The organism is Proteus vulgaris (assembly GCF_023100685.1).
In the GTDB taxonomy this organism is placed as follows: Bacteria; Pseudomonadota; Gammaproteobacteria; order Enterobacterales; family Enterobacteriaceae; genus Proteus.
This window is the reverse complement of sequence record NZ_CP090064.1, coordinates 4108625-4120189: the sequence shown is the minus strand read 5'-3', so window position 1 is coordinate 4120189 and position 11565 is coordinate 4108625. Positions and strand designations below refer to the sequence as shown.

Annotated in this window: 9 protein-coding genes; 5 read left to right on the top strand and 4 right to left on the bottom strand. The window is 38.4% G+C overall.

Translation table 11 applies throughout. From position 1 onward, the window contains the following. Positions 1 to 5: 5 nt before the first annotated feature. Positions 6 to 485 (bottom strand): transcription elongation factor GreB, encoded by a 480-nt coding sequence (greB, locus tag LW139_RS19460; protein ID WP_006534574.1) that lies wholly within the window; start codon positions 483 to 485, stop codon positions 6 to 8. A gap of 180 nt (positions 486 to 665) precedes the next feature. On the opposite strand from greB, the gene LW139_RS19455 reads away from it, so the two are divergent. From LW139_RS19455 to hemN, 5 genes are all read left to right on the top strand, one after another. After that, positions 666 to 3008, top strand: a complete 2343-nt coding sequence (locus LW139_RS19455) for a Tex family protein (protein ID WP_227336152.1) — start codon at positions 666 to 668, stop codon at positions 3006 to 3008. Between the two features lie 480 nt (positions 3009 to 3488). Beyond that, the gene (locus LW139_RS19450) at positions 3489 to 4163 is read left to right on the top strand and encodes a CsgG/HfaB family protein (RefSeq protein WP_247850403.1); all 675 of its coding nucleotides are present in this window, start codon (positions 3489 to 3491) and stop codon (positions 4161 to 4163) included. Positions 4164 to 4187: 24 nt separating this feature from the next. Continuing rightward, positions 4188 to 4541, top strand: a complete 354-nt coding sequence (locus LW139_RS19445) for a DUF4810 domain-containing protein (protein WP_166539124.1) — start codon at positions 4188 to 4190, stop codon at positions 4539 to 4541. Further along, a complete protein-coding gene (locus LW139_RS19440; protein ID WP_109408968.1) occupies positions 4538 to 5194 on the top strand; it encodes a DUF799 domain-containing protein in 657 nt (218 codons plus the stop codon). Before LW139_RS19445 ends, LW139_RS19440 begins: the two co-directional genes overlap by 4 nt. A gap of 862 nt (positions 5195 to 6056) precedes the next feature. Continuing rightward, the gene (hemN, locus tag LW139_RS19435) at positions 6057 to 7430 is read left to right on the top strand and encodes an oxygen-independent coproporphyrinogen III oxidase (protein ID WP_166539123.1); all 1374 of its coding nucleotides are present in this window, start codon (positions 6057 to 6059) and stop codon (positions 7428 to 7430) included. A gap of 20 nt (positions 7431 to 7450) precedes the next feature. On the opposite strand, the gene glnG is transcribed toward hemN, so the two are convergent. From glnG to glnA, 3 genes are all read right to left on the bottom strand, one after another. Continuing rightward, positions 7451 to 8875: a nitrogen regulation protein NR(I) gene (gene glnG / locus LW139_RS19430; RefSeq protein WP_109408966.1), complete on the bottom strand. Its 1425-nt coding sequence runs from the start codon at positions 8873 to 8875 to the stop codon at positions 7451 to 7453. Positions 8876 to 8885: 10 nt separating this feature from the next. Further along, entirely contained in the window at positions 8886 to 9932 is a 1047-nt protein-coding gene (glnL, locus tag LW139_RS19425; RefSeq protein WP_109408965.1) for a nitrogen regulation protein NR(II), read from the bottom strand. A gap of 185 nt (positions 9933 to 10117) precedes the next feature. Continuing rightward, a complete protein-coding gene (gene glnA / locus LW139_RS19420) occupies positions 10118 to 11527 on the bottom strand; it encodes a glutamate--ammonia ligase (RefSeq protein ID WP_072068833.1) in 1410 nt (469 codons plus the stop codon). Between the last annotated feature and the right edge of the window lie 38 nt (positions 11528 to 11565).

Sequence of the window (11565 nt, the reverse complement as noted above, 5' to 3'; positions counted from 1 at the left end):
TTGTCTTATTCCGAATGATATTTGATAGATAATACGCAGTAATTAACTTCACCACCTGGTGTTTGCACACTAATTTCATCATCAACTTGTTTACCAATGAGAGCTCGGGCAACAGGAGAATCTATAGAAATCCACTGTTTTGCCGGATCAAACTCATCAGGCCCCACAAGTCTGAAAGTTTTGACATTTTCGTCATCATCTTCAAGCGTGACCCAAGCACCAAAATAAACTTTTCCTTCTTGGCGAGGATCGGGGTCAACAATTTTTAGCTCATCAAGACGTTTTGATAAAAAGCGAACACGTCTGTCAATTTCACGTAACCGCTTCTTTCCATAAATATATTCAGCATTTTCTGAACGGTCACCTTGTGCCGCTGCCTCTGAAACTGATTGTGTGACACGAGGGCGCTCTTCTTTCCAAAGATATTTTAGCTCTTTGTCTAAGGCATACCAGCCATCACGAGTAATATAGTTACTTTTTGCCATTACGAATTAAAACTATCATCAACATTGAATTTCATAAAGATACTATAGCGTGAATGATAAATTAATCTGTTATTTTCCTCATAATTGTCGAGTGTAATCGGAAATTTGCCAAATTTTTTTAGTGTGGCGTGTGTATAATAGCCCTCTTTAAAATTATTCCTCTCGGTAGGTAAATATATTATGAATGAATCATTAAGCCGAATTATTGCAGAAGAGCTCACGGTTAAGCCTCAGCAAGTCCTTTCGGCCATAACGTTACTGGATGAAGGGAATACGGTGCCATTTGTTGCCCGTTACCGTAAAGAGGTCACTGGTGGGTTAGATGATACGCAACTACGTCAGTTAGAAACTCGCCTTAGTTATTTACGAGAACTCAATGATCGTCGCCAAACCATTTTAAAATCAATTGAAGAACAAGGAAAATTAACACCTGAGTTACGTTCTTCAATTAATGAAACGCAAAGTAAAACAGAGCTTGAAGATCTTTATCTTCCTTATAAGCCTAAACGCCGTACTCGTGGACAAATCGCCATTGAAAATGGGTTAGAGCCCTTAGCAGACTTGTTGTGGAATGAGCCACAAAATAACCCAGAAGATGTAGCAACCGCTTATATCAACGCAGAAAAAGGCGTGAATGATACTAAAGCCGCTTTAGATGGTGCGCGTTATATTTTAATGGAGCGTTTTTCTGAAGATGCTGGATTATTGGCGAAAGTTCGTCAATATTTATGGAAAAATGCACATCTTGTTTCCAAAGTAGTGGAAGGAAAAGAAGCCGAAGGTGCGAAGTTTAGTGATTATTTTGACAGTCATGAGCCGATTGCCAATGTTCCTTCTCACCGTGCGTTAGCCATGTTTCGTGGTCGTAATGAAGGTATTTTACAATTATCACTTAATCCTGATCCGCAATTTGAAGAAGCACCTAAAGAAAGCTACGGTGAACAACTGATTACAGAGCATTTAGGATTACGCTTAAACAACCAACCAGCGGATAGCTGGCGCAAAGCGGTTGTAAGCTGGACTTGGCGTATTAAAGTTTTAATGCATATTGAAACAGAATTGATGAGCCAATTACGAGAAAAAGCGGAAGAAGAAGCTATTAATGTTTTTGCTCGAAACCTAAATGATTTACTGATGGCGGCACCTGCGGGTATGCGAGCCACTATGGGGCTTGATCCTGGTTTACGTACCGGTGTGAAAGTTGCCGTTGTAGATAGCACTGGTAAGTTAATTGCAACCGATACGATTTATCCACATACAGGCCAAGCTGATAAAGCGGCTGCCAGTGTCGCGGCGTTATGTATTAAGCATAATGTTGAACTGGTGGCGATTGGCAATGGTACTGCTTCTCGTGAAACCGAACGCTTTTTTGCTGAAACAGTAAAACGTTACCCAGACGTCAAAGCACAAAAGGTAATTGTGAGCGAGGCGGGAGCGTCCGTATATTCTGCATCAGAGCTTGCTGCTAATGAATTTCCTGATTTGGATGTGTCTATTCGTGGTGCGGTATCTATCGCTCGCCGTTTACAAGATCCGTTGGCTGAGCTTGTAAAAATTGATCCTAAATCAATTGGTGTTGGCCAATATCAGCATGATGTTAGCCAAACATTATTAGCCAGAAAACTTGATACTGTTGTTGAAGACTGTGTGAATGGTGTTGGTGTGGATTTAAATACAGCGTCAGTACCATTATTAACGCGAGTTGCGGGGCTTAGCCAATCTATCGCTCAAAATATTATTAATTGGCGTGATGAGAACGGCCGCTTTATTGATAGAAAACAGTTACTCAAAGTCGCACGCTTAGGGCCAAAAGCCTTTGAGCAATGTGCAGGATTCTTGCGCATTCGTGATGGTAAAAATCCGCTGGATGCGTCAACAGTTCACCCAGAAGCGTATCCAGTTGTTGAAAATATCCTGCAATCTACGCAGCAAAAGATTGACGATTTAATGGGAAATAGCGCTTTGATCTCACAGGTTGATGCAAGAGCGTTTATCACAGAGCAATTTGGTCTACCAACAATTAATGACATCTTAAAAGAGTTAGCAAAACCAGGGCGCGATCCTCGTCCTGAGTTTAAAACTGCGACTTTTGCTGAAGGTGTCGAAACAATGAATGACTTAGTTAGTGGCATGATCCTTGAAGGAACCGTGACTAATGTGACTAATTTCGGTGCATTCGTTGATATCGGTGTACACCAAGATGGCTTGGTTCATATCTCCTCTTTAGCTGACCGATTTATTGAAGATCCGCATACTGTGGTAAAAACAGGTGATATTGTTAAAGTCAAAGTTCTTGAAGTTGATTTAGCTCGTAAACGTATTGCATTAACTATGCGTTTAGATGAAGTTGCTGGTGATAGTGAAAATAGACAATCATCACCGAGTAATAGTAATAATCACCCTAGAAATAATAAAGGGCAGAAGCCAGCTCGTAATAACCGCCAATCAACAAATAGCGGTAATAATGCGGGAAATAGTGCAATGGGTGACGCGTTAGCCGCTGCATTTGGAAAAAAACGCTAATAACACATTTATGGTTATGGTGTTAATGAGCTAGAGGCTCTAACGTTGTTGAATGTGGTGTCATGAATATTGATGGCACCACATTTTTTTATTTTGCCTTATTCAAGCTATTTTCTAATAACAAAACATTGATAAAGAAGAGTGCAAACTAAATATCCTCTCATTTACTTTTTATTTTTAATCGGTTTGGTTTTAATCTGACTTAAGCGATATTAAAAAAATAATAAATAAAGTATTCTCTATTTCATCTCTATATTTATTTATTATTGTTTTTATCATCTATCTTCTATTCTCCCCATCGCTGATTACCTTTATATTATAAATATGAGTTGATCGTCTTATAACCTTATTACTAATAAGGTTTTTAAGTGAACTTCTATGAGCTAAAACTGAAAACCATTTTTTCTGTTTATATCAACTCTATTTTAATTAATAGAATGAATATCTATAAGTTTATTTCACCTTTATTAGGTTATTTATATGAATTTAAATAAATTATCGCTTGGCTTGATTTTAGTTTCTGCAACATTACTTGCAGGGTGTGCTTCAGAGTCTTCTCGCTCTTTAGATGTTGCTAAAGTTGCAACCTATAATACGACTTATACAGGGACAAAAAGCGCTATTTCAATTGGTAAGTTTGATAACCGTTCTAGTTATATGAATGGAATATTCTCTGATGGTGTTGATAGATTAGGTAATCAATCCAAAACCATTTTAATGACACATTTACAACAGACAGGGCGTTTTAATGTATTAGATAGAGCTAACTTATCTGAATTAAAAGAAGAAGCGGGTATTAAAGGCCAAAGCCAGCAATTAAAAGGTGCAACCTATGTTATTACTGGTGATGTCACTGAATTTGGTCGTAAAGAAGTGGGTGATCGCCAATTATTTGGTATTTTAGGCCGCGGTAAAACTCAAGTTGCTTATGCCAAAGTGAATTTAAACGTTGTGAATGTAAACACATCAGAAGTGGTGTTCTCATCTCAAGGTGCAGGTGAATATGAACTTTTTAACCGTGAAATCATCGGGTTTGGTGGAACAGCAAGCTATGACTCAACACTTAACGGTAAAGTGCTTGATCTCGCTATTCGTGAAGCGGTTAATAATTTAGTGGCTGGTATTGAGAGCAATGCTTGGCAGCCTTCAAAATAATGCTCATTTTATAAGGATATAACAATGTTAAAATCATTAATGAGCCTTGCTTTTGGCGCACTATTATTAACAGGGTGCGCAAGTGGCCCTAAACCGCTTTATAACTGGGATAGCTATCAACAAGTGGTTTATCAACACTATCAACAAAGTGAAAGTGACCCTCAAGCACAGATTGATACATTAAAGAAAAGTATTGAACTTTCCCGCGCTAAATCATTAGGTATTCCACCAGGATTACATGCACATTTAGGCATGTTATATGGTGCAACAGGTGCATTAGATTTAGCGATGGCTGAATTTAATGAGGAAAAAGCACTTTACCCTGAATCAGCAGAATTTATGGATCGCCTGATGAAAAACAAAGGAATGCAAAAATGAGTCGTTTATTTGCTTTAATGTGTTTTGCGTTTGCGTTGGTATTAACGGGTTGTGCTCAACCTGTCAAAACAGATTACACCGCCTTTAAACAAAGTAAGCCAAAAAGTATTTTAGTTTTAGTGCCACAAAACCACACAACAGAGGTTGGTGCGGGGCATAGTTTCTTATCTCAAGTGACGTATCCTTTGGCTGAAGCGGGCTATTATGTTTTCCCAGTTGCGGTCGTTGAAGAGACATTTAAGCAAAATGGTCTATCAATGGCTGGAGATATTCACGCAGTAAGTCCGAATAAATTGCGTGAAATCTTTGGTGCTGATGCGGTTTTATACTTAGATATCACTGAATTCGGCACGTCATACCAAGTTATTTCCAGTGATACACGAGTCACTGTTAGCGCTAAACTTGTTGATCTCCGTAATGGTGGTGTGTTGTGGAGCAGTTCTGCAACCGCATCAAGTACAGAGACAGAAAGTTCATCAAGCAGCTTAGTGGGAATGTTGGTTTCTGCTGTTGTGAATCAAATCGTTAATACCGTTTCTGATAAGAGTTACCAAATTGCAGGAATAACCAGTGTGCGGTTACTTTCAGCAGGTAAAGCAAATGGTATTTTATACGGCCCTCGCTCACCTAATTATGGTAAAGAAGCAAAATAATTTAATGCTATAAATTAACCATAATAAAGAAAAAGGCTCTGTTTTATGTGATCATAATAAACAGGGCCTTTCTATTTGTTATTATCAAATAATAATAATTCTTATTAGCTATTAAAGGAATGCAGATATTTTAATCAAAGAAATTAGATTAATAACAAAGAAAATAAAATAGAGGGTTATTTTTATTGAAAAGAGAAACCATCCTTGGTTGCTAGTCCGTTTCCTTCCATGGTTAATAATCCATAATTCGGGTATATAAAAGAGACTGATAAAATAAGAGAATGGTCAATTAAAATAAGATAAGGTATGGGGGATGCTATCTTTCCTTGTAATATAGCGACCTTTATTCTTTAAATGACTCTCAAATTTAAATCAAAACACGACTGAGTTGGATATTAATCAATGTTTTGTCCTAGGGTATGTAATATTATAATTTAGGTAAAGATATAATTATTACTATTATTGCAACCATCGAATTACGAGAGAATAAAAAAATAATAAAATTAATATAACGAGATATTTAATTAATTTAAATCGTATTTTGAGTAATATATCGTTTTAAACTCTGGGTAAAAGTTGAGAAGCGTTATTTTAAAATAATAAAGCTTAACTAACATGTTGAATAAACTTAAATTATTCATGAATATCTTTAATGAGTAAGACTATTTTTATGTAATGTGATTTATATCACATATTGTATTCAGGCCGGATAGCCTATGAATAAGAAGATAAGGGGATTTATACGATACCCCTTTCGATCATATTCAGTTCTCGATTTATTGGTTACACTATTATTTCAGATATTCATAATGTCTGTTTGCTGGTATGAGATATCAGCGGTTCACTTTTGGAAGGTAGAGGCATGTCAGAACAAACAATTATTTGGGATCTTGACCTGATCCATAAGTATAACTATTCAGGTCCTCGCTATACATCATACCCAACAGCATTGGAATTTAATCAACAATATGGTGATGCTGATTTTATCAAAGCGACTCAACGTTATCCTGAGCGCCCTTTATCACTTTATATCCATATTCCTTTCTGCCATAAGCTGTGTTATTTCTGTGGTTGTAATAAAATTATTACGCGGCATAAACATAAAGCAGACGAGTATCTTGATGTTTTAGAAAAAGAAATTATTAATAGAGCTCGTTATTTTAAAGACCGAAAAGTGACTCAAATGCATTGGGGTGGGGGTACGCCTACTTTTCTGGATAAGCAACAAATTAGTCGATTGGTTTCGTTATTACGTCAGCATTTTCATTTTGTCGATAATGCAGAGCTTTCTATTGAAATTGACCCGCGTGAGATTGAATTAGATGTTATCGATCATTTGCGTAATGAAGGCTTTAACCGCCTGAGTATGGGCGTGCAAGATTTCAATAAAGAAGTACAACAAAAAGTAAATCGTGAGCAAGACGAAGCATTTATTTTTGCATTAGTAGAGCGTGCGCGTGAAGTGGGTTTTCACTCTACTAGTATTGATTTAATTTATGGCTTACCTAAGCAAACCAAAGAGAGTTTTGCCTTTACATTAAAACGTGTCATTGAATTATCGCCAGATAGATTAAGTGTATTTAATTATGCTCATTTGCCTAATTTATTTGCGGCTCAACGTAAAATTAAAGATGAAGATCTCCCTTTAGCGGAAGAAAAATTAGAAATATTACAAGAAACCATTTCTACGCTAACGACAAATGGCTATCAATTTATTGGAATGGATCATTTTGCTAAGCCTGATGATGAATTAGCGGTTGCTCAGCGCAAAGGCATTTTACATCGTAATTTCCAAGGATATACCACTCATGAAGAGTGTGATTTATTAGGTATGGGTGTTTCTGCAATTAGTATGTTAGGGGATAACTATGCGCAAAATGAGAAGGTATTGAAAGAGTATTATGCGCGTGTAAATAGTGAAGGTAATGCACTATGGCGAGGTTTATCACTGACTAATGATGATTGTATTCGCCGTGATGTAATTAAAACCTTAATTTGTAATTTTAATTTGCATTTTTCTGATATTGAAAAAATGCACGATATTGTCTTCCATGACTATTTTAAAGAAGATTTAGAATTACTTGTGCCAATGAAAGATGATGGTTTAGTTGAAATAACAGCTGATGGCATTCAAGTGACACCAAGAGGACGTTTGCTTATTCGTAATATCTGCATGTGTTTTGATACCTATTTACGAAATCAAATGCGCCAACGTCAATTCTCACGTGTAATTTAATTGATGAAGGGGGTAGAGGATCAATATTCCTCTATCCCTAATTCTTTTAATTTTCGGGTTAATGTATTTCTGCCCCAACCTAATAATCGTGCGGCATCTTGTTTATGGCCTTGTGTATAGGCTAGGGCGCTGAGTAAAAGTGTCCGTTCAAACTGAGGTAATGCATTCGTTAGGATATTGTCTTTTCCTTCAGCTAATGCTTCATCTGCCCATAATGAAAGATGTTGTGACCAATGTTGAGATGAAGCAATTCGACTGATATTTTTTGCTTTCTCATCGGGTTGGCGAATTTCTTGTGGTAAATCTTGAGGCATAATTTCTTGGCTTGCCGTCATTACCGTTAACCAGCGACACACATTCTCTAATTGTCTTACGTTACCTGACCAGTTGTATTCCATCATTATTTGCAAACTTTGCTGATGAAGCGCTTTGGCTTCGACGCCTAATTCTTTTGCTGTTTTTTGTAGAAAATAGCGCGCTAAGCTGGGAATATCTTCAGTTCTATCACGTAATGGTGGTAATTGAATGCGTATTACATTAAGTCGATGATAGAGATCTTCACGAAAATCACCCGCTTGAACGCGTTTTTCTAAGTCTTGATGTGTAGCGGCAATAATACGCACATCAACTTTAACAGGAGCATAACCGCCTACTCGGTAAAATTGTCCTTCAGCAAGCACTCGTAGTAACCGTGTCTGAATGTCGAGAGGCATATCACCAATTTCATCAAGAAAAAGAGAACCCCCATTTGCTTGTTCAAATCGCCCTTGGCGTACTTGAGACGCACCTGTAAATGCCCCTTTTTCATGACCAAAAAGCTCTGATTCAATTAAATCTTTAGGAATTGCCGCCATATTGAGAGCAATAAAAGGAGAAGAAGCTCTTGGGCTGTGGCGATGTAATGCATGTGCGACTAGCTCTTTTCCGGTACCTGATTCACCATTAATAAGTACACTGATTGAGGAGCGAGAAAGTCGACCAATAATACGGTAAACCTCTTGCATTGCAGGTGCTTCACCAATCATATCAGAAACAGATTGCAGAGTAGGTTCAGTCGTATTGGGCTGTTTTTGCTCGCGATAATGCGTAATTGCACGATCAATTAATGCTAAGGTTTCATCAATATCAAAGGGTTTCGGTAAATAATCAAAAGCCCCTTGTTGATAAGCATTTACTGCGGCATCCAGATCAGAATGCGCAGTCATAATTATCACGGGTAAAGTAGGGTAGCTTTCTTTAATGATTTTAAGAAGAGATAAACCATCGATATCAGGCATACGAATATCAGATAGCAAGACATCTGGCATTTCTGTATTGAGGGCGTTAAGTACATCATTTGCATGTTCGAAAGTTTTACATACAAGGCCTTCACGAGAAATTGCACGTTCCAGTACCCAGCGAATAGAGCTGTCATCATCGACAACCCACACATTTCCTTTTTGCATTAGTTATCTCCTACTTAATTGGTAAATAAATAGAAAATTCGGTATTCCCAGGCCAACTGGTAAATTCAATTTTACCTGCATGCTGATCCACTAAATTACGCGCAATTGATAATCCCAATCCATTTCCTCCTTCTCTACCGCTTACCATGGGATAAAAAAGAGTATCTTGTAAGTGAGAAGGGATCCCATCGCCAGTATCAATTACATCAATACGAGCAACAAGGCGATGACGCTCACCATGGAGTGTGACTTGAAAAGCAGTACGGGTACGCAAGATAATCGTCCCTCCTGTTTTTTCAACGGCTTGTAAAGCATTGCGTGTAATATTTAGGAGTACTTGTTCTATTTGATCTGGGTAATGTGATAACTCAGGCAAACTGGGATCGTAATCTTTTAACAAGGTGACATTGTCAGGGCATTCAAGTGAAATAAGTTGAGCCACTCGCTCAACAACATGATGAATACTCTGATATGTTTTTGTTCCTGGGTGTTGTGGGCCAAGTAGTCTGTCCACCAGCACACGCAGGCGATCAGCTTGTTCAATAATAACTTGCGTATATTCTGTTAAGGCAGGATCGGGCAATGATTTTGCCAGCAATTGTGCCGCGCCCCTTAACCCACCTAACGGGTTTTTAATTTCATGTGCCAGCCCCCTAACCAATTCCCTCGCTGCCATTTGCTGTGCTTGTTGTATCTGCTCTTGGCTTAACCGGCGTTGACTATCCATAGGCGCCAGTTCCAGCAAAATGTGTTGCTCGGAAATAGGTTGGGCACTGAGCGACATTGTGTGTGATTGGTTATTAACAACCAATATCACTTCATTGTCAGTAAAGCTTTGTCCACTCGCTAACGTTTCACGCATTAAATCAGCATCAAAAGAGTAATAGCTGAATAAGGCAGTAAAAGGCGTTTCAAATAATTTTCGGCGGCTTTGTGCTAAAACCTGTAACGCAGAATGATTCGCATAACAAATAATAAACTCTTTGTTGATAACCAATACTGAGTGTATCAATGAGTCCAAAATTAATGTGTTATCAGGTAAGTCTGCCGTTTCCATATTGAATACCTCTTTGCACCATTTTAGTGCATCTTACCTTTATTGCATTAATGAACCAATGCGTAAGTGAATAGACGGACTCCTTAAGTGGGAGAAAAGTGCCCATCCGAAGATGGGCAAAATAGCTTCACGGCAAAAAAAACAGTTTTACATCTTGGCTTAAGTTTTTATCGGTAAAACTTATCTTAAGCGCTGTAATACATTTCAAATTCAAGAGGATGTGGAGCCATACGTACACGTTGAACATCTGCACGTAATAATTCTAAATAAGCATCAATAGCATCGTCAGTAAATACACCACCACGAGTTAAGAACTCACGATCGGCATTCAGTGTATTTAATGCTTCCTCTAGTGAACCTGCGACAGTTGGGATCTCTTTGGCTTCTTCTGGTGGTAAGTCATAGAGATTCTTATCCATAGCATCACCAGGGTGAATTTTATTGATAATTCCATCAAGACCAGCCATTAACTGAGCTGCAAACGCGAGATAAGGGTTTGCTAAAGGATCAGGGAAGCGTACTTCAATACGGCGTGCTTTCATGCTGGCAACCACTGGAATACGAATTGATGCCGAGCGGTTACGTGCGGAGTAAGCCAACATAACAGGAGCTTCAAAACCCGGAACTAAACGTTTATAAGAGTTAGTTGTTGGGTTAGTAAACGCATTGAGTGCACGAGCATGTTTGATAATACCGCCGATGTAATACAGCGCCATTTCAGATAATCCGCCGTATTTATCGCCCGCGAACAGGTTTACACCGTTTTTAGACAGTGACATATGGCAGTGCATACCTGAACCGTTATCACCCACGAGAGGTTTTGGCATAAAGGTCGCTGTTTTACCAAATACGTGAGCTACATTTTGTACCACGTATTTATAAATTTGGGTTTCATCTGCTTTTTTGGTCATGGTATTGAAGCGAGTCGCCACTTCGTTTTGACCTGCTGTTGCCACTTCATGATGGTGTGCTTCAACCACTAAGCCCATTTCTTCCATAATGTTACACATGGTAGAACGAATATCTTGTGATGAATCAACAGGTGGCAGTGGGAAATAACCGCCTTTAACCATAGGGCGGTGCCCTTTGTTACCGTCTTCATATTTTGTGTTGGTGTTCCAAGCTGCTTCAATATCGTTGATAGCGTAAGAAGCACCTGAAATATCGTTTTTAAAACGAATATCATCAAACAGGAAGAATTCAGGTTCTGGCCCAAATAATACGGTGTCTGCAATACCACTTGATTTTAAATAATCTTCAGCACGCTTTGAAATAGAGCGTGGATCGCGGTCATAACCTTTCATTGTGCCCGGTTCTAGCACATCACAACGAATAATCAGGGTTGGATCTTGAAAGAATGGGTCGAGCATTGCGGTTGTTGCATCTGGCATCAGTACCATGTCTGATTCGTTAATGCCTTTCCAGCCACCAATAGAGGAACCATCGAACATTTTTCCTTCTTCAAAGAAATCATCGTTAACCTGATGAGCCGGAATAGTAAGATGTTGTTCTTTACCGCGGGTATCAGTGAAACGTAAGTCAATATATCTAACTTTATGTTCTTCAATCATGGATAACACATGTTCAAGGGACATAGGAACTCTCCTGGCGAATGGTTTTATTGAGTGCAGTG